The sequence below is a fragment of the Methylobacterium sp. WCS2018Hpa-22 genome, assembly GCF_031843785.1.
Lineage (GTDB): Bacteria > Pseudomonadota > Alphaproteobacteria > Rhizobiales > Beijerinckiaceae > Methylobacterium.
In genome coordinates, this window is record NZ_JAVTJA010000007.1 from 250,805 (window position 1) to 276,605 (window position 25,801).

Annotated in this window: 19 protein-coding genes and 1 pseudogene; 8 read left to right on the forward strand and 12 right to left on the reverse strand. The window is 64.4% G+C overall.

Going from position 1 to position 25,801, the window contains the following annotated elements; all coding sequences use genetic code 11:
• Positions 1-58 precede the first annotated feature (58 nt).
• The 4 genes from RQI43_RS11870 to RQI43_RS11885 all read right to left on the reverse strand — a co-directional run bounded on the left by RQI43_RS11870 (position 59) and on the right by RQI43_RS11885 (position 4,768).
• On the reverse strand, positions 59-1,117 hold the full coding sequence (locus tag RQI43_RS11870) for an ABC transporter ATP-binding protein (protein WP_056427298.1): 1,059 nt from the start codon (positions 1,115-1,117) through the stop codon (positions 59-61).
• Complete coding sequence (locus tag RQI43_RS11875) at positions 1,114-2,043, reverse strand: ABC transporter permease (RefSeq protein ID WP_311275277.1); 930 nt, start codon at positions 2,041-2,043, stop codon at positions 1,114-1,116. Before RQI43_RS11875 ends, RQI43_RS11870 begins: the two co-directional genes overlap by 4 nt.
• Positions 2,043-2,996: an ABC transporter permease gene (locus RQI43_RS11880; protein WP_056427292.1), complete on the reverse strand. Its 954-nt coding sequence runs from the start codon at positions 2,994-2,996 to the stop codon at positions 2,043-2,045. The genes RQI43_RS11875 and RQI43_RS11880 overlap by 1 nt, the downstream gene beginning before the upstream one ends.
• Before the next feature lie 158 nt (positions 2,997-3,154).
• The gene (locus RQI43_RS11885) at positions 3,155-4,768 is read right to left on the reverse strand and encodes an ABC transporter substrate-binding protein (protein ID WP_311275278.1); all 1,614 of its coding nucleotides are present in this window, start codon (positions 4,766-4,768) and stop codon (positions 3,155-3,157) included.
• A 276-nt stretch (positions 4,769-5,044) separates the two neighbouring features.
• Here RQI43_RS11885 and RQI43_RS11890 point away from each other — a divergent pair, with 276 nt between their 5' ends.
• Positions 5,045-7,210: an FUSC family protein gene (locus tag RQI43_RS11890; protein WP_244478000.1), complete on the forward strand. Its 2,166-nt coding sequence runs from the start codon at positions 5,045-5,047 to the stop codon at positions 7,208-7,210.
• A gap of 68 nt (positions 7,211-7,278) precedes the next feature.
• On the forward strand, positions 7,279-8,715 hold the full coding sequence (gene cls / locus RQI43_RS11895) for a cardiolipin synthase (protein ID WP_311275279.1): 1,437 nt from the start codon (positions 7,279-7,281) through the stop codon (positions 8,713-8,715).
• On the opposite strand, the gene RQI43_RS11900 is transcribed toward cls, so the two are convergent.
• From RQI43_RS11900 to RQI43_RS11910, 3 genes are all read right to left on the reverse strand, one after another.
• Positions 8,606-9,457, reverse strand: a complete 852-nt coding sequence (locus RQI43_RS11900) for an endonuclease/exonuclease/phosphatase family protein (RefSeq protein WP_244477999.1) — start codon at positions 9,455-9,457, stop codon at positions 8,606-8,608. The two genes, cls and RQI43_RS11900, sit on opposite strands and share 110 nt — an antisense overlap.
• A 111-nt stretch (positions 9,458-9,568) precedes the next feature.
• Positions 9,569-9,751: a DUF3606 domain-containing protein gene (locus RQI43_RS11905; RefSeq protein ID WP_056427268.1), complete on the reverse strand. Its 183-nt coding sequence runs from the start codon at positions 9,749-9,751 to the stop codon at positions 9,569-9,571.
• A gap of 162 nt (positions 9,752-9,913) precedes the next feature.
• Positions 9,914-10,276 (reverse strand): hypothetical protein, encoded by a 363-nt coding sequence (locus RQI43_RS11910; RefSeq protein WP_056427265.1) that lies wholly within the window; start codon positions 10,274-10,276, stop codon positions 9,914-9,916.
• A gap of 99 nt (positions 10,277-10,375) precedes the next feature.
• On the opposite strand from RQI43_RS11910, the gene RQI43_RS11915 reads away from it, so the two are divergent.
• From RQI43_RS11915 to RQI43_RS11930, 4 genes are all read left to right on the forward strand, one after another.
• Entirely contained in the window at positions 10,376-11,308 is a 933-nt protein-coding gene (locus tag RQI43_RS11915) for a LysR family transcriptional regulator (RefSeq protein ID WP_056427262.1), read from the forward strand.
• 148 nt (positions 11,309-11,456) lie between these two features.
• Positions 11,457-12,245, forward strand: a complete 789-nt coding sequence (locus RQI43_RS11920) for an ABC transporter permease (protein ID WP_156467756.1) — start codon at positions 11,457-11,459, stop codon at positions 12,243-12,245.
• Positions 12,246-12,252: 7 nt separating this feature from the next.
• Positions 12,253-13,008 carry an ABC transporter ATP-binding protein gene (locus RQI43_RS11925; RefSeq protein ID WP_056427259.1) on the forward strand — a complete coding sequence of 252 codons (756 nt, stop codon included), beginning with the start codon at positions 12,253-12,255 and terminating at the stop codon, positions 13,006-13,008.
• A gap of 136 nt (positions 13,009-13,144) precedes the next feature.
• Positions 13,145-17,356 carry a glycosyltransferase gene (locus RQI43_RS11930; protein WP_311275280.1) on the forward strand — a complete coding sequence of 1,404 codons (4,212 nt, stop codon included), beginning with the start codon at positions 13,145-13,147 and terminating at the stop codon, positions 17,354-17,356.
• 554 nt (positions 17,357-17,910) lie between these two features.
• Here the strand turns inward: RQI43_RS11930 and RQI43_RS11940 are convergent.
• Both RQI43_RS11940 and RQI43_RS11945 read right to left on the reverse strand, forming a co-directional pair.
• Positions 17,911-18,861, reverse strand: coding sequence for a rhamnan synthesis F family protein (locus RQI43_RS11940; RefSeq protein WP_311275281.1), 951 nt, complete (start codon positions 18,859-18,861; stop codon positions 17,911-17,913).
• A gap of 42 nt (positions 18,862-18,903) precedes the next feature.
• Complete coding sequence (locus RQI43_RS11945; RefSeq protein ID WP_311275282.1) at positions 18,904-19,821, reverse strand: glycosyltransferase; 918 nt, start codon at positions 19,819-19,821, stop codon at positions 18,904-18,906.
• Positions 19,822-20,094: 273 nt separating this feature from the next.
• Here RQI43_RS11945 and RQI43_RS11950 point away from each other — a divergent pair, with 273 nt between their 5' ends.
• Positions 20,095-20,292: a hypothetical protein gene (locus RQI43_RS11950; protein WP_056427242.1), complete on the forward strand. Its 198-nt coding sequence runs from the start codon at positions 20,095-20,097 to the stop codon at positions 20,290-20,292.
• 117 nt (positions 20,293-20,409) lie between these two features.
• Positions 20,410-20,742, forward strand: coding sequence for a hypothetical protein (locus tag RQI43_RS11955; RefSeq protein ID WP_056427239.1), 333 nt, complete (start codon positions 20,410-20,412; stop codon positions 20,740-20,742).
• 138 nt (positions 20,743-20,880) lie between these two features.
• Here RQI43_RS11955 and RQI43_RS11960 read toward each other — a convergent pair whose 3' ends face one another.
• The 3 genes and pseudogenes from RQI43_RS11960 to RQI43_RS11970 form a co-directional block, all read right to left on the reverse strand.
• A complete protein-coding gene (locus RQI43_RS11960) occupies positions 20,881-23,859 on the reverse strand; it encodes a response regulator (protein WP_311275283.1) in 2,979 nt (992 codons plus the stop codon).
• A gap of 68 nt (positions 23,860-23,927) precedes the next feature.
• Positions 23,928-25,316, reverse strand: coding sequence for a pentapeptide repeat-containing protein (locus RQI43_RS11965; RefSeq protein ID WP_056427349.1), 1,389 nt, complete (start codon positions 25,314-25,316; stop codon positions 23,928-23,930).
• Positions 25,317-25,320: 4 nt separating this feature from the next.
• Positions 25,321-25,801: pseudogene (locus RQI43_RS11970) on the reverse strand (AI-2E family transporter); the annotation flags it as partial.

Consider the following 25,801-nt stretch of genomic DNA (forward strand, 5'->3'; position numbering starts at 1 on the left):
CGGTCGCATCTCGGGTTCGGCGCGAATCGGGGCGTGCCTCGGTGGCGAAGGATCGTGCTCATGCGGCCACCGACAGGGCGGGCGCCGCCGAATGGCCGGATCCCGGCTGGCGGGCGAGGCAGGCGACGCGGTGGACGGGGTCGACCGGGGCGAGGGGCGGAACCTGGCTCCGGCAGACATCCTCCACGAGGCTGCAGCGCGGGTTGAAACGGCATCCCGGCGGCGGGTCGATGGGGTTGGGCGGGTCTCCGGCGAGGGGCGCAACGGTGGTGCGGTTGTCCGGGTCCATCGAGGGCATCGAGGACAGGAGCGCCTTGGTATAGGGATGGGCGGGGTCGGCCAGCACGGTGTCGGCCGGGCCGATCTCCACCACCTGCCCGAGATACATCACTGCCACCCGGTCGCAGATGAAGCGGACGACGTTGAGGTCGTGGCTGATGAACAGGTAGGTGAGGTCGAATTCCTGCTTGAGGTCCATCAGCAGGTTCAGAACCTGCGCCTCCACCGACTTGTCGAGGGCCGAGACCGCCTCGTCGAGGACCACGAGGCGCGGCTCCAGTGCCAGGGCGCGGGCGATGTTCACGCGCTGGCGCTGGCCGCCGGAGAGTTCGTGCGGATAGCGGGCGGCGAAACGCGCCGGTTCCAGGCCGACGCGGGCGAGCAGGCTGCGCGCCCGCTCGATGGCCTGGCGCTTGGGCACCCCGTGGACCCGTGGGCCGAAGGCGATGGACCCCTCGATGGTCATGCGCGGGTTGAGCGACGAGTAGCTGTCCTGGAACACCATCTGGGCCTGGGCGCGGAACTCGCGCAGAGGCAGGGCCCGGCTGCCGATGCGCTCGCCATCGAACAGCATCTCTCCCTTGTCGTGCTGGGTCAGGCCCATGATGAGGCGGGCGGTGCTGGACTTGCCGCAGCCGGATTCGCCGACGACCCCCAGGGTCTCGCCCTTCTTGATGTCGAAATCGACGCCGTCCACGGCGCGCACGACGGCCTTCTTTCCGCCGATCCCCTTCTTGACCGGGAAATGCTTCACCAGCCCCTCGACGGTGAGAAGTGGCTGGCCCGGGCCGCCGCGGTCGCGGGGGGAGAGCGGGCTCGACGCGATGGGCGTGCTCATGACTTCACTTCCATTGCCGAACGCAGGCCGTCCGAGAACAAGTTGAACGAGATCGAGACGATGAAGATCGCAAGGCCCGGAAGTGCCGCGACCATCGGGTTCACGTAGATCGCCGTGCGCAGGGTGTTGAGCATCAGGCCCCATTCGGGCTCCGGCGGCTTCACGCCGAGGCCGAGGAAGGAGAGGCCCGAGGCCAGGATCATCGACACGCTGATGAGGCTGGTGGAGTAGACGAAGATCGGTCCGAGCACGTTGCCGAGCACCTGCGCGCGCAGGATCGTCAGGGTCGAGGCGCCGGAGAGGCGGGCGGCATCGACATAGTCGCGTGAGCGGATCTGCGTCGTCACGCTCTCGGCCACGCGGGCGATCTGGGGTGTGAACACGCAGGTCAGCGAGACGATGGAATTGAACACGCCCGCTCCCAGCGCACCCGAGAGCGCGATGGCCAGAAGCACCGAGGGGAAGGCGAAGAACACGTCGACGGTGCGCATGAGCACCGTGTTCAGCCAGCCGCCGACATAGCCGGCGAGAATGCCGATGCTGGAACCGAGGAGGAAGGCGAGGATCACCGGCGTGACGCCGATGAACAGGGAGAGGCGCCCGCCCAGCATCAGGCGGCTCAGCATGTCGCGCCCGAGCTCGTCCGAGCCGAGAATGTATGTGGCGTCGCCAACGGGCTTCAGCCGCCGCACCATCGAGCCGCGATACGGATCCATGGGCGTGATCCAGGGTGACAGCAACGCGATGGCCACGATGGCGAGGATGAGACACGCCGCTGTCATCGCCACGGGATCGCGCAGGAGCTTGGCCAGCACGTTGCCCCAGAAGCCGCGCGAGGCGACGAAGGCATCTGGCGTGGAGGTGAGCGGGGGCGCCCCGCCGGCGATGTCGATGGCCGATGCGGCCGGACTGGTTCCGAGTGCCATCAGCCCCTCTCGATGCGCGGGTCGAGCGCCGTCTGCACGACGTCGACGATGAGGTTGAGGGCGACGAAGAACATCGCCAGGACGAGGATGGCGCCCTGCAGCAGCGGCAGGTCGCGCTGGAAGATCGCGGCGTTGAGGAGGAAGCCGGTGCCGGGCCAGGCGAACACCGTCTCGATCAGGATCGAGCCGCCGAGCAGGTAGCCGAGCTGCAGCCCCATGATGGCGAGAGCGGTGGGGGCGGCGTTCTTCACCACATGCTTGAACACGCCGAACTCGGAGAGGCCTTTCGCTCTGAGTGCCCCGACGAAATCCTGGGACAGGATGTCGCCCACCAGCGCACGGACGGTGCGGGCGATGACACCCATCGGGATCACCGACATCGTGATGGCGGGCAGGATGATGTAGCGAAGGTGCTCGAGATCCGGCTTCCAGTTGCCCGACCCGTCGGGGCCGGCTCCGGTAGAGGGCAGCCAGCCGAGCTGGGCCGAGAACACGATCACCAGGACCATGCCGAGCCAGTAATGCGGCACGCTCACACCGAAGACCGAGATGGCGGAGGCCGCCCGGTCGAGGACGGAATCGCGGAAATAGCCGGCGACGAAACCGAACAGGCAGCCGAAGGTGAAGCCGATCAGGGTCGCCACGGAGGCGAGGATCAGGCTGTTGACGACGGCGCGACCGACTTCACTCAAGACCGGCCTGCCGGTGGCGATAGACGTGCCGAGATCGCCATGGAGCACCTTCCACAGCCACAAGGCGTACTGGACCGGCAGCGGCTTGTCGTAGCCGTAGGCGATCCGCATGGCGTCGATCGTCTCCTGGGTGGCGTCCACCGGCAGGATGGAGCTGAGCGGATCGCCCTCCGCCAGATGTACCAGCGAGAAGCAGACGATGCTGACCCCGAGCGCCACCGGGGTGACGGTGAGGAGGCGGCGGAGGATGAAGCTCAGCATGGGAGCATCCGGAGGACCTCAATCGAGTGTGGCGGCTCTCCTCCCCCTTGTGGGGAGGAGTTGGAGGTGGGGGTGGCAGGGCGATCCTCTTCCTGCGGAGGCTAGCGGAGCGACCCCCACCCTCGGTCCCTCCCCACAAGGGGGAGGGAGGATGCGTCTCACTTCCCAACCGTGATGGGCGAGAAGTCCTGGTACCAATTCTGGGCCTGGACGAAGCCCTTCACCTTCGAGCTCATGGCGCGCGGGTTGGTGTCGTGGGCGACCATGAGGAACAGCGCCTCGTCGACGTATTTCTCGTGGACCTTCTGCAGCACCTTGATCTGCTCGACGGGATCGAAGGTCGTCCGGATCTGGTCGAACAGCTTGTCCATCTCGGGGTCGCAGTAATGGCCCCAGTTCGTGCCGTTGGGGGCGGCCAGATTACATTGGAGATGGCGGATGAAGCCGGTGAAAGGGTCCTGGATGAAGTAGGAGAAGTTCATTCCCGTGGCGCCGCGCGACACGTCGGCCTTCGAGCCGGCCCGCCACAGGTTGATGAGCGCGTTCCACTCGACGACTTCGAAATTCACCTTGATTCCGATATCGGCGAGGTTCTGCTGGATCAGCTCGTTCATCGGCAGGGGTTGCATCTGGCCCGAGCCCGAGGGCGCGATCAGGATCTTGGTGACGATGGGCTTGTTCGGGCCGTAGCCGGCCTCGGCCAGGAGCTTCTTGGCCGCCTCGGGATCGTAGGTCGGCTTGAAGGTCGGCGAGCCGAACCAGGCGGAGCCCGGCGGCATGAATCCCTCGGCCGGGATCATCAGCCCGTTGAGCATCTCCTTCATGCCCTCGCGGTCCACGGCGAGGTTGGCGGCCTTGCGCACGCGGATGTCGTTCCACGGCGAGCCCTCGGCTCGCGACAGGTGCCAGGTCCAGTTATGCGGATAGGCATTGGTGACGATGCTGAACCCCGCCCCCTTGAGCGACGCGACAGCGTCCGGCGGCGGGGCCTCGATCCAGTCGACCTGACCCGAGCGCAGGGCCGCCACGCGGGCATTGGCCTCCGGCAGGGGCACCAGGACCAGCTTGTCGAGCTTGGGAACCCGTGCCTTGTCCCAATACTCGGCGTTGGGTGCCATCTCGGCGCGTTCGCGCGGGGCGAACAGTGTCAGCTTCCACGGGCCGGTCCCCGACGGGGTCTTGGCGAAGGCGTCCCAGCTCTTGCCCAGCTTCTCCCACTGCGCCGGCGAGGACATCATGATCCAGGCGATCTGGTAGGGCAGCGTCGCGTCCGGCGCCTTGGTGGTGATCTCCACCGTCATCGGATCGACGACGCGGTAGCTGGCGACGCCGGGGATGCGCGAGCGCCCTTGCGCCGATTGGCGCGGGTCGAATTGCGGTGCGTCGTTCTTCAGGAGCTTGTCGAGATTCCACACCACCGATTCCGCGGTGAAGGGCGAGCCGTCGTGAAAGGTCACGCCGGGCCGCAATGTGAAGATCCACTTGGTCTTGTCAGTGGCGTCCACCGCCCAGGACGAGGCGAGGCCCGGGACGAGTTCCGAGGGCTTGGTGGCGCTCGATAGTTCCCAATTGATGAGGGCGTCGTAGACCGTGTAGCCGGTGAAGCGCATGCCTTCGCCGCCATTGTCGGCCTGACCCGTGGTGAGCGGAATGTCCGATGCGGTCATGCCGATCCGCAGCGTTCCCTGAGCCCAAGCCGCCGGCATCATGCCGCCGCTGGCCAGCGCCGCGGCCACGAGTCCAACGCGAAGACGTTCTGCCAAGGCTCTCATCGTGTTGTGCTTTTCCTCGAGGATCCACGTCCGGCAAGTTTGCCGGTCTCCGGTCCCCCCATGCAAAGCACCGGCCAGACTGGGCTCCTTCCAGCTCACCGGGAGAAAAATGTATACGATTCATGTGAAAGCCCGCCGGGTCGGCATGCGCTGGATGCCGGCCCGGGTGGCGAGGCGGCCATAGAGGGTTTTGCGCCGCCGCGATAGGCTCTAAACCGCCCGTCTTCGTGCAGGCCGCCCGGCGGAGCGCCCCAGTTGCCTCTCTCCCCGAAACCCATGGCCAAGACGGGTGCCCCAAGGTCCGGCGGCCTCCGGCGCGGGCGCGTGGCGGACTTCCTGATGGGCCGGGGCTCCCTGTCCGCGCCGGGATCGAACCTGGCCCGCCTGCCCGTCGCCCTCGACCCGCGCGGGCTCAGCATCATCGAGGGAATACGGGCGGCCTGCGCCTTCGGCACCGTCATCCTTCTCCACGAATTCGTGGCGTGGTCGCCGCTCCTCATCATGGCGCTGGCGGCCAACCTCACCTGCTTTGCCGATATCGGCGGTCCGGTGCGCTCCCGCCTGATGGTGCTGGCCGTGTTCTCGGTGCTCGGCAGCCTGATCTGGAGCCTGTTCGGCCTGCTCCAGCCCCATGGCCCGGCCGTGGTCGTGCCACTGGCCACCCTCGTCATCTTCTGCTGCACCTATGCCCGCGTCTGGGGCGTGCAGGAGCAGACCGCCGGCAACGTCCTCGTCCTCGTCCTGGCCTTCGCCCTCGACCGTCCGCTCACCGGCGGCGAGGCCGTCATCGCCGGTGCGATGGTGCTGGCCGGCGGCCTGTGGGCGACGGTTTTGGCCCTCGCCCTCTGGCGGCTCAACCCCTATCGCCCGACCCAGCGGGCCGTCGCCGAGGTCTGGCGCAGGCTCGCTCTGCTCAGCGGCGATCTCGAAGACCTCGCGGCCGCCGAGGAAGCCGATGCGACCGGGTTCGACGACCATGCGCGCGCCCATCGCCGCGGCGCGCGGGAAGCGATCGAACTCGCCCGCAGCCTCATCGTCGACATCGCCCGCAGCCGCGAGAGGGTTTCCGACCGCACCGCCCAGGCCCTGATCCGGCTGGAGACCGCGGAGCAGATCTTCGCCGCCCTCATCGCCCTGTCCGACCGGATCGAGGCCGACCGCAATCCCAATCGGCAGGTCCGGACGCGGCGTCTGTTGCGTCGCCTGAGACCGCTCCTCCTCGTGGTCGCGCGGGCGATCCGCGACGACACCGTCCTCGACCTGCCGCGCATCGAGCGCTCGATCGCGCGGGCGGGGCGCGGATTCGCATCCGACCCGGCTCTCAAGGCGCTGGCCGAGCGCATCCTCGACCGCGTCCGCATCGGGGCCAAGCTCTCGACGCCGGAAGGGTATCGCCCCGGCGGCACATTATTGGGGAGCGCCAGCTTGCCCCTGCGCCAACGGCTGCTCGGCCCGTTGAAGGCGAACTTTACCCTCGCCTCGCCGAACCTGCGGCACGCGATCCGCGCCAGCGTCGTCACCGCGCCTGTCCTCGGCCTAACCCTGCTCTGGCCGGGGCCGTTCACGCATTGGCTCACCATCACGGTGGTGCTGACGATGCAGCCCTTCTACGCCGCTACCTGGCAGCGGGCGCTGGAGCGGATCGGCGGCACGGTGCTCGGCGGGCTGTTCGGCGCCCTCCTCGCCAGCCTCGCCACGACGACCCTGGCGCTCTCGGCCCTGATCTTCCCCTTGAGCATCATCGGTTTCGCCGCCCGGCAGGTGAGCTATGCCTTCTTCATCGCCTGCCTGACGCCCCTGGTGGTGCTGCTCGTGGAGGTGATGGAGCCCGGCCATGCCTCCTGGGAAGTGGCGGGCATGCGCGCGCTCTTCACTCTGCTCGGCGGCCTCATCGCCGTGGTGAGCAGCCTGCTGCTATGGCCGGTCTGGGAGCCGGATCAGGTCCGCCTGGAACTGCGAAAGGCGGTGAAGGCGCATGCCGATTTTGCGCGCACCGTGCTTTCGAACCGGGCGGAAGCCGAACGGAGCGGGGCCGCCGAAGCCGCGGCGCGGGCCAGCGGCCTCGCCCTCAACACCCTGGAAGCCGCCCTCTCCCGCGCCCTCCAGCAGCCCCGCGCCGGGCGCCACCCGCAGGTCCAGACCGCGATGGTCGCCGATGCGACCCTGCGCCGGATCGGCGCGCGCCTGTCCGCCCTGCGCTATGCCGCCGACCCCAGCACCGATGGGCCTATCGGCTGCGCCTGGATCGCCTGGATCACCGAGACCCTCGCCCGTCTCGCCCAGGAGGGCGGCGCCCTGCCCTCCCATCCGGATCTGCCCCGCCCCGATTCTCTCGTCCGCCTCGTGACGCAGGTGGAGTTGCTCGCCGAGACCCTGCGGCCACCGCGTTCGCGTGCGGAGGCGCTTCCTCCGGTGCCTGCCGCCGCGCCGGGCAAAGGCTAGGTTTTTCCGCGGGCGCGGGGCTAAAGAGGTCCGCGTTGCGCGATCCCGTTTTCAGGCTGGGGTGATCCTTGGAAGACCTCCTCCACCGATGGCTGCAGGCGACCGGGTCGATCCGGGCCGAGGTGCTGGCCCTCCTCGGCATCGTGCTGGCGCTTCTCGTCACTGTTCATGCCCTGCTGCGCAAGCGCGAGATCGGCACCGCCATCGGCTGGATCGGCCTCGCCTGGCTGTCGCCGATCTTCGGGACGGCCCTCTACGCGATCTTCGGCGTGAACCGGGTCTCGCGCCGGGCGCGCCAGTTGCGGGTAAGGCCGTCGCAGCGGGCGAACGCCCCGGCCCTTCCCGACGCCACCGTGCCGGACGAACTCCGGCCCCTCGACCGCGCCGTCCGGCAGATCACCCAGCTACCCCTCCTCGGCGGCAACGCGTTCGAGGCCCTGCGCAACGGCGACGAGGCTTATCCGGCGATGCTGGCGGCGATCGAGGGCGCGCAACGGAGCGTCGCCCTGTCGAGCTACATCTTCCGCAACGACATCACCGGTGGCCGCTTTTTCGAGGCCATGCTGGCCGCCCGGCAACGCGGCGTCGAAGTGCGGGTGCTCATCGACGGGATCGGCAGCGGCTACTTCTTTCCCGCCATGGCGCGGCGCCTGCGCCGGGCGGGGGTACCGGTCGGCCTGTTCATGCATTCCGCCCTGCCCTGGCGCATGCCGTTCCTGAACCTGCGCACCCACAAGAAGATCCTCATCGTCGATGGGCGCATCGCCTTCACGGGCGGCATCAACATCGCCGACGAGAACCTCGTGGCGACGTCGCCGCCCGACCCCGTGCGCGACAGTCACTTTCGCATCGAAGGTCCGGTGGTCGAACAGCTCTCCCAGGCCTTCGCCAGCGACTGGGCCTTCGTGATGGGGGAGGAGCTCGACGGTTCGCGCTGGTTTCCCCCGCTGGGTGCGGCGGGCGAGATCGAGGCGCGCGTCGTCACCTCCGGCCCGGATGCCGATATCGAGAAGATCGAGTTCGCGGTGATGTCGGCGATCAGCTGCGCTCAGCACAGCATCCGGCTGGTGACCCCCTATTTCCTGCCGAGCGAGATTTTATCGACCACCCTCGCCCTCGCGGCGACCCGCGGCATCCGCGTCGACGTCATCATCCCTCGTGCGAGCAACCATCGTTTCGTCGATTGGGCGACGCGGGCGCATGTGGCGCCCCTGCTCGAGAGCGGTGTGCGGATCTGGCTCGACGAGCCGCCCTTCGACCATTCGAAGCTGCTGGTGGTGGATGGCGAGTGGAGTTTCGTCGGCAGTGCGAACTGGGACATGCGCAGCTTCCGACTGAACTTCGAGCTCAATGTCGAGGTCTATGACCGCGCCTTCGCCGACCGGCTCGACCGGTTCATGCGGACGAAGATGGAGGCGCGCCTGACGTCCGAAGAACTGGCGCGGCGGTCGCTTCCCGTCCGGCTGCGCGACGCAGCCGTGCGACTAATGCTGCCATACCTCTGATATCGTGCGCCGTCGGCTGCGCCGGGGCCGGGGCGAGGTGCACGACGATGGGCCGGTGATCGGAAGCGCCGCGCGGCAGCACCGTACGCCCGAGGCAGGCGAGGCCGCGTACGAGGCAGCGGTCGATGCGCAGGGGCACGAGGTCCACCATGGCATGCGTGGGAATGCGCGGCCCGGCATCGCGAAAACCCGGCAGCAGGGCCGGACCGATGAGATTGTAATCGCCGATCACCGCCGCGCGCGCCGGAAGGCTCTGCTCGATCCGCCGCAATTGCCGCCGGTTGAGCACCTGCCCATGCGAGAGATGGACATTGGCGACCCCGAAATCCCCCATGTCGAGAATCTGGCAGACGCGGTCGACCAAGGCGCCGGACGGCAGCTTGATGACGATCGGAGGCGCGGCCCAGGCCACCGGGCTCCACATGGCAAGGCCATGGATACGGCCGGGCAGCGGAGCCCAGGCATAGTCGCCCCCGAGCCGCTCTTTTATCGATGCGATCTCTTTCGTGGCCTCCTGCATCAGCAGGAGATCGGGCTGCTCGCGTAGGACGAGTTCGACGATGCTGTCGACCTTGGCACCCGTGCGCCGAAGCAGGTTCCAGCTCACGATCTTGCGGAAACGGCCACGGTCCGGTGCGCTGAGGGCGCGCAGGTCGGCGCTGCGGGCGGATTCTGAGACGGCGTAGCGGCGGTCGTTCAGCATGCCGCCCCAGGGGAGCAGCCCGTGTCTCTTCAGTGGCACCCGCCCGCCTCCCGCTCTCGCCCGTCGCCGCGTCTCAACGCGTCTCGTGGTCCCGACGTTTCCCGTCCCGCTGCGTCTCGTGCCGGCGACCTCTGGCCGGCATCCGCCCGATCAGCGCTTCTTGCCGAGTTCGGCGGCGATGTCCTTGACCATATGGCCCGCTTTGCGGTGGGCGGCGATCAATTGATCGCGCGTGACGCCCCAGCGTTTCATCCAGTGCTCCACGGCCTGCCGCTCGGACAGATCGAGCCTGTCCTTGTCGATAAAGCCGCGCTTGTCCTTCAGTCCTGCCATGAATCCTGTCCCACCATGAATTCCACCTCGCGGAGAAAGTCCAACCGATGATGGACGGTTCTGCCCCGCAGGACAGGCTTCGTGAAGAGGGCCCCCGCACGCTTCCGAGCAATCGCCCGGGCAGACGACGATGAGCCACACTCATCGTCGTCTGGTGTTGCCTCAATCGCGGGCGGCGGCCTCCCGTCGCGGCTCGGGCCGGGGCCTGCTCACCGCGACCGTGTCACCGGAGCGGGTGATCTCGATGGAATCGGCCGAGGCACCGAGTTCCTGCGGCGTCGAGAGGGTCACGCTCTGGCCAGAAGCCAGAATCGTCTCGAACCGCATGGCGCGGCCGGTTTCGGTGCGGGCCAGGGTCACGACGACCCGGTAGCCCTTGGGTTCGGCGGTATAATAGGCCACGCCGGAGAGATCGCCGAGGCTGACGCTGCCGCCACCCAAGGGCCTGATCGTCTCGGCGGAAGCTTGGCCGGCGAGAAGGGCACTGGTGAGGGCGGCGCTGGTGATGAGGTTGCGAAAGGTCATGATATCTGGACTCGCTCGTTGGGCGGGGCGCGGCGCGCCCTTGCTTCGAGACCGGATATGCTGTGCGCTGCAGCATGGATCAAAAAGATAGAATCGATAATGACTATTGATCACGTCGATCTGTCGCGCATCGATCTCAATCTCCTCGTGGCCCTCGATGCCTTGCTGGCGGAGCGCAGCGTCACCCGCGCCGCCGCCCGGATCGGCATCGGCCAATCGGCCATGAGCAGCAGCCTCGCCCGGCTCCGCACCACCTTCGGCGACGAACTCCTCACCCGGGCACCGGAGGGGATGCGCGCCACCCCTCGCGCCCTCGCCCTCGCCGAACCCGTCCGTACCCTGCTGCGCCAGATCCAGTCGCTGGTCCGGCGCGACGAGGCGTTCGATCCGCGCAGCGTAACGCGCACCTTCACCATCGGCCTGCCCGATTCGACCGAGGTGCTGCTCGGCCCGCGGCTCCTGGCCTATCTGCGGCGGCACGCACCGGGGATCAGCCTGCTCCTGCGCTCCATCGACCGTATCCGCATCCTGCAGGAACTCGATGCGGACAGGGTCGATCTCGGCATCGGCACGTTCAGCCACGGCCAGACCCACCATAAGCAGAGGCTGCTCTACCGGGACCGCTACGTCTGCCTGTTCAACGCCGACCTCGTCGGGCTCACTCCGCCGATCTCGCTGGACGATTACCTGCGCTTTCCCCACGTGCTCACCAGCCTGAAGGAAACGGCGCATGGCGTGGTGGACGACGCTCTCGCCCTCCTCGGCCTTCGCCGCGACCTTGCGGTGACGACGCCACGCTTCCTCGCCGTGCCCTTCCTCGTGCGGAGCGCGCCCGTTCTCACCACCATGCAGGAGCGCCTCGCCACCCTCTTTGCCGGAACCCTCGGCCTCGCCGTCAGCCCGGCGCCGCTGGCCCTCGACGAGGTGGCGATCTCGATGCTGTGGCACGCCTCCTATGACGACGACCCGGCCCATCGCTGGTTGCGCCAGACGCTTCTCGCTCTCGCCGACGACGCCGCACAGGTCGGGTGAGGCGCTTCGACTCGCGCGGCCCGGCACAACGTCCGGTCCGGATCTCCTGCCCCCGGCGACCCAAAACTTGCCAATGCGCGCAGGCGCGTGCTTTGGGAGGGCCGGCATCGGCTGCTCCGCAGGAGCAGGGCTCCGGGAAAGAGGCCGCATGGGTTTGGTAGCAGGAGGGGTCGCCGACGTCGTCGGAGGCTTCGGCGCGTGGCGCATGTGGTGGATGCTGGCCAAGAACGACGTGATCCGTCGGTATCGCCGCTCGCGCGTCGGCCAACTGTGGCTGACCCTCAGCATGGCCGTGATGATCTTCGGCATGGGCGGGATCTACGCCTCGCTCTTCGGCACCTCGATGGCCGATTACCTGCCCCATCTCGGCACAGGCCTCGTGCTCTGGGGGTTGATGTCGCAGACCATCAACGAAAGCTGTTCGAGTTTTACCGATAACGACAGCATCATCCGGCAGGTCGCGCTGCCGCGGTTCACCTACCTGTTGCGGACGATGGCCCGGAACCTCTTCATCTTCGCCCATAACCTGATCATTTTGCCGGTCCTGTTCCTCGTCACCGGCACGGTGATCGACTGGCACATCCTGCTGTTCGTTCCCGGCCTGCTGCTCGTGCTCGCCAACCTGGCCTGGATTGGCTACCTCCTGGCCATCCTGTCGGCGCGGTTCCGCGACATTCCGCAGATCGTCGCGAGCGTCGTACAAGTCGCCTTCTTCGTCTCGCCGGTCGTGTTCAAGCCTTCTCAATTGCGGGTCGACCATCCCGTGCTCATTTTGAACCCCTTTGCCAGCATGCTGGACGTGATGCGCGAGCCTCTGCTGGGCCATCTGCCGAGTGCAACGTCCTACCTCATCCTGCTCGGCCTGCTGGTCATTGGCTGGCTGATCGCCCTGGCATTCTCGGGCAAATATTCGCACCGCGTCGTGTACTGGCTCTGAGGGCAGGATGGCTCATATCGTCCTCGACAAGGCGAGCGTCGAGCTCGCCGTCTACAATTCGCGCGGCCGTGCCCTGAAGAGCGAGATTCTGCGTCGCACTGTCGGCGGAGGACTGCAGAACGACCGCGACAGCAGCGTCCAGGTGGTGAAGGCGCTGAACGCGGTCAGCTTCGAAGCGCGCGATGGCGACCGGATCGGTCTCGTCGGCGGCAACGGCGCCGGCAAGACGACGCTCCTGCGGGTGCTCAGCCGGGTCTATCCGCCGACCTCGGGGACCGCCACCATCGAGGGGCGCATCTCGTCCCTGATCGATCTGTCCATGGGCATGGATACGGATGCCTCAGGCTACGATAATATCGAGATGCGTAGCATCATGCTGGGGCTCAACCACAAGCAGGCGCAGGCGATTGTGCCCGACGTGGAAGAGTTCAGCCAACTCGGCGAGTTCCTGTCCCTTCCGATCCGTACCTATTCCAGCGGCATGATGCTGCGGCTCGCCTTCGCGGTCAGCACGGCGGTTCATCCCGACATCCTGATCCTCGACGAAGTGATCGGCGTCGGCGACGCCGCTTTCGCGGAACGCGCCGAGAAGCGGCTCCACGGCATGATCCAGAAGGCCAGCATCATGTTCCTCGCCTCCCACGACAACGCCTCGATCAAGCGCTTCTGCAACCGCACGCTCTGGATGAAGGGCGGCACGCTGATGATGGAAGGCGCGCCGGACGAGGTGTTGGCGGCGTATGCGGCGGACGGGGCCGGCTGAAGGGGGAATAATCTGCGCGGAGGAGTGATTTACTCTAACTGTTTCGCAGAGTTGACCTGCATCTAGAAATTAAAATCGATAATTTAAATAGGTCGAGAGCATAAACTAATGTGGATCGCCGGAAAAGGATTTGTTTATGCCCATCAATGAGCACTCCTACGATGCAGAAAATATGGGTGGAATGATTCTTCGCCTTAGTATTGGGTCGGAAGTGGATTGGTCTCCCGAGCACCTCGCGATGAGCGCTTGGATAGAGCACCTTCCTTTTGCTTTCTGGCTCATGAAAATTCTGCGCCCGAGGATGCTCGTGGAACTCGGCACTGACAAGGGGACATCATACGCCGGCTTTTGTCAGGCGGTCGAATCGTTGCATCTCGATACGAATTGCTTTGCTGTAGATACATGGAAGGGTGACCAGCACGCCGGTTATTATGATGAATCTGTTTTTTCCGTAGTCAGCTCTTTAAACGATCAGCGATACAAACGCTTTTCGTCGCTCATGCGCACAACGTTCGACGAGGCTATCACGCACTTTGCGGATGGTCAGATCGACGTTTTGCATATCGATGGGCTTCATACTTATGAGGCTGCGAGAAATGATTTTGAAGGGTGGAAGCCTAAGCTTTCAAAATCTGCCGTTGTACTGTTTCACGATACAAATGTTAGGCAGGACGATTTCGGTGTCTGGAGATTATGGAACGAGCTCGCTGCTGATTATCCTCACTTCGAATTCCTGCATGGTTATGGCCTTGGGGTACTCGGCGTCGGAACTCATCTTCCCGCGCCGATCCGTCATCTGTTTGAGTCCGTCGACAATCGAAGCGATCTCCAGGGCGTCCGAAGCTTTTTTGCAGCACGCGGTGCGGCGGTGCAGGCGGAATTCGAACTTCGGAAGGCGCGCGCCGACTCCGCGACGCTCGCCGCCGAAGTTGCTCAATTGGTGTCGTCGCAAGATCGCCTCGAGCGCGAACTGACCGATTTCCGCTCCGTGAGGGAGGTATGGGAAACCGAGCGCGACCAGCTAAAAGCGGAAGCCTGCGTTCTCCGCACACGCGCAGAGACACATGCTGACGCGCTGGCCGATTTGTCCTCCGCGAAGGAGGCATGGGAGACCGAGCGCGACGAACTAAAAGCGGAAGTCTATGTCCTCCGTACGCGCGCGGAACAAGCGGCCCTGGACTACGCGCACCTGAGCGAACTGAGCGCGCGTTTGCGGGATGAGTTGGAGAGCATCGAAGGGCCCCTGTCGTTAGCGAAGGCGCATCGTGAGGCTCTTCTCTTATCGACATCTTGGCGTGTGACAGCGCCGATGCGAGGTGTCAGTCTCGCCATGCAGCGCCTGGGCGGTCAGCGGAAGGCTCGTCATGGGTGGATCGCTCTTCAGAGCGGGCGGGTCCGGCGTATCGCCCGGCTGGTCCCAGCCATGAGCCAGCGCGCCGGTGGACCAATAAATTTAGCACGTTTAGGCGTTCGGACATTGCTTGCCGATGGTGTCGGTGGTGTTCGGGCCAAATTACGTTCGCTCGAAACGGGGACAATAATCACAGATTTGGGTCTATCCCCGTGCGATCCCAATGACACTGCTCGAGACATTTTTGCCAAGCAACAATCGGAACTCACGATTGCCCAAGCCGTCGAGCTCCAGAAGACCTTTGTATGCCAGCCGTTAATTTCGGTAATAATGCCAGTCTATAAAACGCCAGTGAAGTGGTTAAGGCGCGTAGTAGAGTCTTTGCAAGCTCAATACTATGATCGCTGGGAGCTATGCGCGGTCGATGATTGCTCGCCGACCGATGAACAACGTAATCTATTAAAGGAGCTTGCCGCAGGCGATCCACGGGTGCGCTTCTCTGTGATGGAGAAGAACGGAGGTATTTCCGCGGCGTCCAATGTTTCGCTCCAGATGGCTCGCGGCGAATTTATCGCCTTGGTAGATCATGACGACGAACTCACGCCCGATGCCTTCTTCCGCGTTGTCGAAGCGCTGAATCAAAATCCCGATGCCGACTTTTTGTACTCAGACGAGTGCAAGGTGGACGATACAGAGCAGAGTAAGCTGTTCCATTTTGTTTTCAAGCCTGACTGGTCTCCTGAAGTTATGCTGAATAGCATGGTTACTGGTCATCTGACGGTCTATCGCAGAAATTTGGTGGAATCGGTCGGTGGGTTCCGGGGCGAGTACGATTTTTCGCAAGACTACGACCTCGCTCTCCGAATGTCGGAGGCTACCGATCGCATTGTTCACATCGAACGTATTCTCTATCTCTGGCGTGCGATTCCCGGATCTGCCGCAAGCGGTGGAAAGGATTATGCGCGCGAGTCGAACATTGCAGCACTCAATGACTCGTTTCGACGCCGCGGCATTCCCGCCGAAGCGCAGCCTGGCCCTCTAGCTAATATTCCCAATTTTGACTTGCCCTTCGACAGTACAAAAGTTTCTATCGTCATTCCCTCGGACTCCGCTAGGAACCTGCGCCTTGCATTGGATGCTATTCGAGTCGGCACCGGGTATCCGAACTATGAAGTCGTAGTGGTTTGCAACGGACCGGTGGCCGAACTCCTCAGCGAGGAGTACGCCGATTGGAAGTCGGCACGTTTCATCAAATATGATAAAAAATACAATTTTTCTGACAAATGCAACGAAGGTGCACGAGCGGCGCATGGAGATATTGTTGTTTTTTACAATGACGATGTATTTCCTATGCAGAACGATTGGATCGAGCGCCTTATTGAATGCCTCTGGATCCCAGGAGTAGGGGGCGTTTCGCCTAAATTACTCTACGAAGACGACACGATCCAGTACGCGGGCATGATCTCGGGAACGCCGGGCCTTTGTGGCACGGCGTACAATCATGTGCATGTCAACAGCTTTGACTCTTTCCTCACCATGCATCAGTGGATCAGGAACGTTTCAATCCTTTCGGGCGCGTGTTGCGCTCTGCGAAAAGAGACGTTCCTGCAGATTGGGGCCTTCGATGAGGTGAACACGCCCGACGGCCACTCCGATATGGATCTCAGCTACAAGCTGATCGAATCGGGCCTGCGTTGCGTTTATAATCCGCATGCAGTGCTCCGTCATATTGGAAATCACTCGTGGGGAAGCAAAAAATCTAAATACAAAGCTGATATATTCGCTCTCAAGCGCTGGGGATCGCTTCTTTCACGGGATCCGAACTTCACGGAATCAATGAAGGCGGTTCTGTATCGTGATTTCACGTTTGAATATAAGATATTTGCTGATCATATTGATCCGCACCTTCAATACTCTGGTCCAGACGTTCTCTTCGCTTCGCATGAACTCACGATGACGGGCGCGCCGCGCATGTTGTTTCATGCTGCGAAAATAGTGAAAGAACGCGGGGGGTTTCCTGTGGTCGTGGCTCCGAGCGACGGCCCCTTGCGTCATGAACTCGTGCAGGAGGGCATCGTCGTCATAATCGACGCGTCTATGAACAATCACCATTTCTTGGTTGAGCGCTTCGCCCGAAATTTTGACCTTGTTGTCGCCAATACCATGGAAACTGTGGAGTTGGTGAAGCAGCTGTCGCGCGTTCCCATTCTTCGTACCATATGGTGGCTGCACGAAGCGAAAATGCTCGCTGGACGGCAGAGCGAAATGAAGGGCGTTTCCTGGGAGCGCATTCAGGCGGTATGTGTCAGCGATTATGCTCGGCGGTTCATGTCGAGTGACATCAATGTCAAGATTCTGCACAACGGCATTCCGGATCAGCGCAGCCTCAGCGAGCGTGTAGATCCGACGTCGCGATTCACATTCCTGGTGTCCGGTACGGTCGAGCCTCGCAAGGGCCAGGATATCTTCGTAGAGGCGATCGCAGCGCTGCCTGAAGAGATTCGTCTACAGTGTCGTTTTATTCTCACCGGAAAATTTTGGTCACACCATCATGAGTACTGGGAGAATATCAAGGCTCAGATGGTGAGAATGCCCGAGATCGAATATATTGGTGTGCTGGATCACAAGGCGCAGCTCGAAGTCATGGCAGGCGCCGATGTGTTGGTATGCTGTTCTCGGGACGAGTCATTTTCACTTGTCGTTGCCGAGGCCGCCATGCTTTCGACGCCAATTATCCTGAGTGACGCGGTGGGGGTTTCCACGCTGTTCGATCGAGATTCTAGCTTCATGTTTGAGACAGGTGATGCCCTCTCTCTCGCTGAGCAGATGCGTTCGGCCTTCATGCAACGTGATACGATAAGCCAGATGGGAGCCGCAGCGCGCCGGGTGTTCGAAAAGGAACTTTCGCTGGAAATCTTTGCGGAACGTTTTGCTGCGCTGATGGAGGAGCATCTCGAAATCGAGCCAACTGTATCCCCAAGACTGGTCGAGGCCTGATAGTCGGATTCACGCGATCGATCGGGTGCGGCGTTTGCCGCACCCGGAAAAGATCTTGCGAACATTGCCGAGGCGGCTGGCTACGGATTGTAAGGAACAGCGCGAGCAATCCCAGCCCGGTGGCGCCAAAACCGACCATGATAGCCGCCGCTGAGGGATGCGCTCCCATCAAGTCGCGCTGATCGGCTCCATTAAGTCACCCCGGCAGTACCCTGTTCAGGCGCGCCCACGCGCCTTACCTTCCACCACTCGCTCAGGCTGCAGCCAGAGGCCTTCCCTGCCGGCAGGATCTCCCAGGACAATCCGGAGCGCAGCACGAACGGGATGCCGGTCGCACGGTTCTCGATAGAGCCATGGTCGTCTGACGGCCGTTGAAGCAGCGGTACGACCTCATGCAAGGAATTGTCAAAGCGAGGGGTGCCGGCAGAGTCATACCAAGGGACGCCGACGCTCCCGGTGCTATTCTGTTATTTTACCTAAAGGTTAATCGTCGATATGCGGTCGTAGCGTTGCTTCTATTTTGCGGGAATATGCCATGTAAGATTAGTTTTATTCTAAATATGACGCAGAATCATGCGTTTTAGTGAATAAAATCTACTATAAATATAGTTGAATAGGCTTGCTGCTCTGCGTCCCGCTGCGGCGTAGACATAATCCCGCCCTACGAAGAATTCCGGATCATTTCGGGAGGCCGGTCCGCAACGTGGCGATGCGGCATCGTCCTTTCGGCCCTTAGACGTGCGGACAAGATGGTCTTTAATCATCGGTACCAGTTCGGGACGCTTCGCCGCGACGACGTCTATCCATCTGGAGATCGAACCGATGCGGCAAGGGTTTACGCGGAGGAGTTCAATTTTGAGGAACGGTATATCCTCATTTTCGATAAGCTCGCGCCATAGAAAATGACTGGTGTTAGATGATATTTTTAATTTTTGACCATTGTTGAAGTTGCCGTCAAACAACGCTCTTATATTATAGCCGTTTGCAATCAAACTCTGCGAAAGTCCCACTTCGCCCTTCCGGATGATCTCTGCCTTCGACATCTGGTGAAACGGTTGCCTGAACACGCTTCGGAACGCCAAGCTTGCGTGTACGTGCGGCTCGAAGATAATGAACCAGCTTTGCAGATGGCGATTGATTTCTCTGCTTTCGATCATCCCGTAAACGTCTGACGACACGCTGGTAAGGCGTACGATAGCCCGGCTCAGATCGCCGATCGGGCCGTAAACGCTATCATTCGCGATCATGAGTTGCCCGGAAACGAGGCTTGCGTACCTCTCGATACCGAGCGCCCATGATGCGAAATCATGGCCGTTGTTCTCACGCAGAATGACGTCGTGGGCGACAGACCGGAGGCGTAATATATCGTCGGCAGAGAGGTCCGAGGTAGAAATGACGACAATGTCGAAGCCCGCAGCCCGGATCGCCTCTAAGTAATAAGGCACATAATCTGCAAGAATATTGTCTTGATCAAAATGTGCGAAGAGGCATAAGTTCCGAAACATTTAACTATCCAAGGGGTAATTGAACTGTAATTGAGAGAATTATCATGGCGAGGATTTCCCGAGCACGCTTTCTCGCGTTTCGAGCTTGCCGCGGGCGCCGTCGATCAGGCCGTGCCAGAGAGCATTCCGTGTCTCCCTCGAGAAGCGGTTATGGACGAGGTATGCGGCGACGCGCAGGGGAAGGGCCAGCAGTGTCTTGGCTTTGTGGGCGAGCGGCACGTGCGCCATGCGGAGCATCGCCAATTGGTTGCGCAGGAAGGTGTAGAGCCGCCGCGGCGGCTGGTCGGTGAGTAAGAGGCCGAAAGGGAGCCGGATCAGGCCGCGCCCGAGTTCATGTGCCATGAGAACATCGTCCGCCATCCAGATCGAGTAGCCGAGGTGATTGGCGCGCATGCACCACTCGATGTCGATGGCGTCGATGAAGAAATCCGCTCGGAACGAACCGACGGCCCGCGCCACCTCGCAATTCACGAGGGAACCTGACGAAATCACGAATTGGACACGGGTCGCCTTCGTCTCGTCTCTGCCGCCCTCCTGTTCGGGCGGGGATCGCAACGGCTTGCCGCTCCAATCCGTCGGGCGAGGCCCGACGATGGCGGGCTTTTTTCCGGCCGTCGCCAGCCGTGCGTGCAGTGCGGCAAGCCGTGGGATCGCACCTGGCGGTGGCAGGCTGTCCTGATCGAGAAGCAGGAGGAAGGGTGCGCCTCGCTTGGTGGCGTGGTCGAGGAGTACGTTATAGGCGACACCGAGGCCGAGATTGCTGCCGGGGCGCATCACCGACAGATCCGTCCCGTGTGCCGCCGCGCGGAGGGTTTCCTCGTCCTGCTGGGAGAATGCGGAATTCGCATAGATCACGATTTCCCGAACGTCGGGCGCCAGTACGCCGACGAGACGGAGAAGGTTCGCCTGGTCGGGATGATAAATGACGATCCCGGCTATCGTCTGCGTTTGCGCGGACAAGGTTGCTTCCCGTTGCGGTACGTAGAGGCGGGACTGCCATTCCGGTGAGCGCCGCGCAAGCTTCGGACGTCGCGTCGCGGGAAACGGTTCGTCCGGGCGAATGACGGAACCGGCCGCGAGCGAGCCCGTTATGCTTCAGCTAAGAGACTCTCCCTTCACCCGCCCGGCTCACGCCGCGGCGGGTTTTTCGTCGCAGGGTGACGGCGCAATCGATCCTCCCCGCCGCTGCCGCGTTTCCCAGGTTCCAGCAACATCCGGGATGGGACACGAACCATGAGCGACGGCGCCACCGCAAGCGACAGCCCTTTCATCAAGGGGCGGAACGCCCGCCTCTACGGCAGGACACGCGAAAGCTGCCCCTATTCCGAGGGAAGCGACGATCACGCGGCTTGGATGCAGGCCTTCGACGAAGCCCCCGGCGGCGAAACCGAGACCGAAGCGGGAACCATCGATCCGCAGAACCCAACCTGACCGCTCGCCGTCCGGCCGGAAATGTCCGGCCGGCCTTCCCGTTTCGCTGTCGTCGTGCCCAGGTCTCGACGGGACAGCGATCGTGCGGTCTCGACCCTCCAAGCGCCGGAGTTCCGCATGAACGGACGAAGCCCGAAGGGCGGGTACGGCACCCGCGCCCTCTCTCGGCACATCCTGCCCGCTGCGGGAACGATGATCGGGGTCTGCACGACGCTGGTGGGATTGGTGAAGATCGCCGAGGCCCGGATCGGCCCGAGCCATGTGGACGAGGCCGTTTCGCTGACGGCGATCCTGTTTCTCGCCAGTGCGGCGGCTTCGTATCTCTCGATGCGCCTCGACGATGGCCGTCCCTTCGCTCTCCGGTTGGAGCGGATCGCCGATATCTGCTTCGTCATCGGCCTCATCGGCCTGTCCACGATCACACTCCTCTTCGCCTACGAGTCGATCTGAACCGACGCGAACCGTCTCCCCGCCTGAGGATGACCGCCAATGTTCGACGGGGACCTGTGCTCGCGGATCGAGGCGTCGCCCGCTGCTTCAGAGCCGACGCCGCGGCCGGCCGCGGCGTCGGAATTGAGCTCCACCGCTTTATGAGGCCACGAGGGATCGCAGGGCGTCGGAGAGGTCGGACAGGCTGAGCTGGCCCTTCTGCAGCACTCGGTCGGCCTGGCCGGCGAGACGCCGGCGGTCGTCGGCGGTGACGTCCTTGGCGGTCAGAACGACGACGGGGATGTCGCGCCATTCCGGTTTCGCCCGCAGCGCGCGCAGGAAGCCGAACCCGTCCATCTCCGGCATCATCAGATCGAGAAGGATCAGGCAGGGTTTCTTCACGGCCACCGCTTCCAGCCCGGCCCGGCCATGCTCGGCCGAGGCCACGCGCCAGCCCTCGCGGGTGAGCATCGCGGTCATCCGCTCGCGCACGTCTGCATCGTCGTCGACGACGAGCACCGGCCCATCGGACGCCCCTGCCTTGAAACGCTCCATCGCCTCCTTCAGGTGCCCCCATTCGATGGGCTTGTGCAGGTAGTCGGTGGCGCCGAGGGAAAAGGCGAGGCTCTGTTCGTCGAGAACCGTCACCATGATCACCGGCGTCGCCCCGAGATCGGGGTCGGCGCGCAGGGCCCGCAGCACCGACCAGCCGTCCATGCGCGGCATGGTCACGTCGAGGAGGATCACGCGGGGCCGCAGGCTGCGCGCGAGCTCCAGCCCCTCGCGGCCGTCGGCCGCGCTCGCGACCCGGAAGCCCTCCTTCTCGAGGAAGCGGGTGAGCAGGTCCCGCGTGGCGGGGTCGTCGTCGATGATCAGGACCCGGTCGCCGGTCTTCGGCGTGGCTGCCGGCTGCGCCGGGGAGCCGTCGGGGGCCTCTTCCCGAGCCTCGGTGGCGGTCTCCCGGTATTGCGCCGGGATCCGGATGGTGAAGGTGGTTCCCTCCCCTTCCCGGCTCGCCACGTCGATCTGTCCGCCGAGCATGGTGGCGAAGGCCCGCGTGATGGCAAGGCCGAGGCCTGTCCCGCCGAAGCGGCGCGTCGTCGAGGCATCCGCCTGGGTGAAGCGCTCGAACAGCTTGGCTTGCTGCTCCGGGCTCATGCCGATGCCGGTATCCGTCACACGGAAGACCAGTGAGGTGGACCCGGCGATGCCTTCCTGCACGGCCGAGAGGGTGATCTGCCCGTTCTCGGTGAATTTCGCCGCGTTGCTGAGAAGGTTGATCAAGCACTGGCGCAGCTTGGTCTGGTCGGTATGGGCGATGCCGAGATCGTCCGCGAGATCGAGGACGAGGGTATTGCCCTTCTTGGCCACGAGGGCGTCCACGGTGGAGGCCACTTCCCGCACCATCTCGCCCACGGGAAAGGCCTCGGCATAGATCTCCATCCGCTCGGCTTCGATCTTCGAGAGGTCGAGGACGTCGTTGATCAGGCCGAGGAGATGACGGGCATTCGACTCGATCTTGCGCATGTCGGCGAGCAGGCTCTCCTGGCCGAGATCCTCCATCTCCTCCTGCAGCATCTCGGAATAGCCGATCACCGCCGAGAGCGGCGTGCGCAGCTCGTGGCTCATATTGGCCAGGAACTGGCTTTTCGCGCGGTTGGCTTCTTCCGCCGCTTCCTTGGCGGCTTCCAGCGCCTGCTCGGCCTCCTTGCGCGCGGTGATGTCGGTATGGGCGCCGACCCATTCGCGGACCGTCCCCGCCTCGTCGAGGATGGGGACGCCGCGCACGGCCATGTAGCGCCACACGCCGTCATGGCGGCGCAGGCGGTGCTCGATCTCGTAGAGCGTGACGTGGGTGACCGCATGATCCCAGGCGAGTTGCGTCTTCTCGCGGTCGTCGGGGTGGATCGCCGCGAGGAAGCCGTGGCCGGCGGCCTCCTTCGGCGTCTGGCCGGTGAAGCGGGTCCATTCGGACGGCGCGACCGTGAAGCCGCCATCCGGCGGAGTCGCCCAGACGATGGAGGAGGTAGCCTCGGTGAGAGAGCGGAAGCGCTGCTCGCTCTGGCGCGTACGCTCCTCGGTGAGCTTGCGCAGGGTCTCGTCGGTGACGACGAAACCGACGCCGTCCACCGTCCCGTCGGAGAGGCCCGCCGCGCCCGGCAGCGGATAGACGCTGATCTGGAGATGGCGGACGCCGCCCGGCGCACTCGGGGTCGGCACCGCGACGTCGATATCGGGCGTGATCAGGCCGTTGTCGCGCGCCGCCTCGAATTTCGGACGGAGCAAGTCTTCGAGTTCCGGGAGGGCGGCCCAGATCGGGCCGCCGAGGGACGCCTGGAATCCGCGCGCGTTCATCGTTTCCAGGGCGCGGTTCATGTGGCGGATCGACAGGGTGTGGTCGAGGAAGCCGAGGCCCACGGGGGCGTTGGCCAGAACTCCGTCGAGCAAAGCCGTCATGCGCTGGCTGTCACGGCGGCGCAGCAGGGCGATGCGGCCGAGGAGCGCCATCGCAGCCAGGGCCGAGGCCGCGCAGACGAGGGACAGGATCAGCCCGCGCCAGAATTCCGTCGTCTCGGAGCGGGCGAGGCTGTCGCGGGCATGGTCCTGGCCGACCCGGGTGGCTTCGCGGATGCCGTCCATCATGCGCTTGCCCTCCCCGGTCCGGACGAGGGTCACGGCCGCTTCGAAGCCGCTGGCATCCCGCGCTTCCACCACCCGGCGGGCGAAATCCCGTTCACCCGTGATGAGGGTCCGCAATTCCTGGCGCCGGGCGGTTCCAGGGTCGGCGGATTCCGATTCCAGCCGGTCGAGCTCGCCGATCTGTCCGTCGAGGGTGTCGAGCGCCCGTTTGTAGGGCGTGAGGTAGTTCGGCAGCCCCGTCAGGGTGTAGCCGCGCATGCCCGTCTCGAGGTCCTTCATGGTCGAGAGCAGGCGCTCGTTCAGCGTGATGATGTCGTGCTGGCGGGTGGCTTCCGTTCGGCTGCGCTCGGCGAACACGTAGTTGGCGAGGCCCGCGATGAGGGCGACCGCGAACAGGGCGAAGGCGACAGGTGATCCGGGGATCCCCTTCAGGGCGGTGGGAACCGTCTTGGGGCTGCGCCAGCGCCAGAGGCGACGGGAGGAGGTCGGGGTGCTCATCGGGGCGGCTCGCGGTGATGTCGATGACGGATCGGTGGTGTGCGGGGGACGGCGCGTCCGGCGAATGCCTATCGTCGCAGCCGGTTGCCCAGCACGAAGCCGAACAGGCCCATCAGGATGATCCCGGCGGCGCCTTCGATCCCGACGAGGAGGTTGGTGAACCTCCCGACCGGCTTGACGCCGATCTCGGGAGGGTTCGCCGTCATCATGTTGAGGGCGCTGTAGCTGAGGAGGTCGAGGGGATTGTAGGTGGCGGCCCCGCTGCCGCCCTCGGGGATCAGCCCGCCGGCGATGCCGAACAGGGCGCCGAAGACGAAGATCAGGATCACGAAGGCACGGGCGATGCGCGACAGGCTCTCCCCGTAATCGCACAGCCATTCCACGAACCGGTCGGCGACCCAACGATAGCCCGATTGCAGGACGGGCTTCCAGGTTTGGGGCGCCCGGGTCCGTCGGGCCCAGGCCGCCCGCGCCTCGGCACCGGCATGGAGCCGGCCCATGCGCCGGCCGCGCTTGTAGGCCCAGCTCGCCTCGTCGTGGCTGCCGATGCTCTTCATGTTGTGCTCGATGGCGAGATAGCTCGCCTGTGCGGCCTCGTATTCGCCCGCGATCTCCTCACCGACCGCGCCGCCGAGCTGGTCCACCCGGAAGCGGACGCCGGTGAGGAGCGCGCCGGAGAACCGCGCATGGCGCAGACGGCACGACATCAAGTTGAGGCGCACGAGGTTGGTGTCGGACAGATCGGCCCCCGACAGGTCGGCCCCGTCGAGGGCGACGCCGGCGAGGCTTGCGCCGCGCAGGCGCGAGCCGGTGAGACGCGCCTTCTTGAGGCTCGCCCCGTCGAAATTGGCGAAGGTCAGGTTCATGTCGGAGAGGTTCGCCTCATCGAGGCGGCCGCCATCGAACCGGCTGTAATCGGCATCCGCTCCGGTGAAGTCGGCTCCCCAGAGGTCGGCGCGGGCGAAGGTCGCGCCGTCCAGCAGAGCACGCTGCATCCGGGCGAAGCGCATCGTCGCGCCCGTGAAGTTGGCGTCCTCCAGCATGGCGTCGGAGAAATGCGCTTCGCCGCCGACGATGCCGGTGAAATCCGCGCCGCTGCAATCGGCCTCGCTGAAATTCGCTTCCTCCAAGATGGCGCCCTCGAACCGGGCCGAGCGCGCCAGTGCCCCGACGAGGGAGGCGCCGGACAGGTTGGCGCCGGACAGGTCGGCCTCGACGAGATCGGCTCCGTCGAGATGCGCGCGGGACAGGCCGAGGCCGCGATGCCTGCCGTCCCACCATGGGGGAGCCGCTTCGCCGGTCGGGATGCGCGCCAGCAGATCCTCGCGCCCGGCCCGGAGGCCGGACAAGGCGAGCCGGTCCTCATCCGCGCGGAAAGGACACCCATCCGCCTCCGTGATACCGGCCAGAAGCCCATCGGTGGCGGCATGAGATTGGGCGGGGTCGCGAGCGGTCATGGCCTCAGCCGCGTCCCGCCCGCTCCGGCGCGGCATAGCGCAGGGCCGCGTCGAGGGCATCGTTGAGGGAGGTCACCAGCACGTCGGCGGAGGTGGTCCGGCGAAGGCGGTCGAGGGTCGAGGGATCGCGCTCGCGCCAGAACCCGACGAGCACCTTCACACCGGGAAGCTCCTTGCGGGCCTGGCGGACGGTGAGGCGGATCTGCGAGAGGCTGACCGGTTCGAGATAGGAGAAGCAGATCATCGCAATCTCGTCGGTGCGTTCGGGCCGTTTGTCGGCGCGCAGGTCGGCCAGCGAGGTCATCTGGGCGGCCAGACCATGGCGGCCGAGGATCTGGCTCAGCATCAGGGTCGCCGCCTCGTCGAAGGGACCGCGGCTCGAGACGCAGAGGATCGGGGTGGTGCCGCGCCAGTTCGCAGCGAGATCGTCCCGCGCCAGGACGATGCCGGCGCTGCTGCGATCCGGTCCGGGGGGGGGGGGGGGG

What these genes read in the sequence shown, in the direction of transcription:
- RQI43_RS11920 (WP_156467756.1), top strand. Translation starts at nt 11,457, where the DNA reads ATGGGTTTGGTAGCAGGAGGGGTCGCCGACGTCGTCGGAGGCTTCGGC.
- RQI43_RS11950 (WP_056427242.1), top strand. Translation starts at nt 20,095, where the DNA reads ATGAGCGACGGCGCCACCGCAAGCGACAGCCCTTTCATCAAGGGGCGG.
- RQI43_RS11965 (WP_056427349.1), bottom strand. Translation starts at nt 25,316, where the DNA reads ATGACCGCTCGCGACCCCGCCCAATCTCATGCCGCCACCGATGGGCTT.
- RQI43_RS11955 (WP_056427239.1), top strand. Translation starts at nt 20,410, where the DNA reads ATGAACGGACGAAGCCCGAAGGGCGGGTACGGCACCCGCGCCCTCTCT.
- RQI43_RS11880 (WP_056427292.1), bottom strand. Translation starts at nt 2,996, where the DNA reads ATGCTGAGCTTCATCCTCCGCCGCCTCCTCACCGTCACCCCGGTGGCG.
- RQI43_RS11930 (WP_311275280.1), top strand. Translation starts at nt 13,145, where the DNA reads ATGCCCATCAATGAGCACTCCTACGATGCAGAAAATATGGGTGGAATG.
- RQI43_RS11940 (WP_311275281.1), bottom strand. Translation starts at nt 18,861, where the DNA reads ATGTTTCGGAACTTATGCCTCTTCGCACATTTTGATCAAGACAATATT.
- RQI43_RS11925 (WP_056427259.1), top strand. Translation starts at nt 12,253, where the DNA reads ATGGCTCATATCGTCCTCGACAAGGCGAGCGTCGAGCTCGCCGTCTAC.
- RQI43_RS11885 (WP_311275278.1), bottom strand. Translation starts at nt 4,768, where the DNA reads ATGAGAGCCTTGGCAGAACGTCTTCGCGTTGGACTCGTGGCCGCGGCG.
- RQI43_RS11905 (WP_056427268.1), bottom strand. Translation starts at nt 9,751, where the DNA reads ATGGCAGGACTGAAGGACAAGCGCGGCTTTATCGACAAGGACAGGCTC.
- RQI43_RS11890 (WP_244478000.1), top strand. Translation starts at nt 5,045, where the DNA reads ATGGCCAAGACGGGTGCCCCAAGGTCCGGCGGCCTCCGGCGCGGGCGC.
- RQI43_RS11875 (WP_311275277.1), bottom strand. Translation starts at nt 2,043, where the DNA reads ATGGCACTCGGAACCAGTCCGGCCGCATCGGCCATCGACATCGCCGGC.
- RQI43_RS11910 (WP_056427265.1), bottom strand. Translation starts at nt 10,276, where the DNA reads ATGACCTTTCGCAACCTCATCACCAGCGCCGCCCTCACCAGTGCCCTT.
- RQI43_RS11960 (WP_311275283.1), bottom strand. Translation starts at nt 23,859, where the DNA reads ATGAGCACCCCGACCTCCTCCCGTCGCCTCTGGCGCTGGCGCAGCCCC.
- RQI43_RS11870 (WP_056427298.1), bottom strand. Translation starts at nt 1,117, where the DNA reads ATGAGCACGCCCATCGCGTCGAGCCCGCTCTCCCCCCGCGACCGCGGC.
- RQI43_RS11915 (WP_056427262.1), top strand. Translation starts at nt 10,376, where the DNA reads ATGACTATTGATCACGTCGATCTGTCGCGCATCGATCTCAATCTCCTC.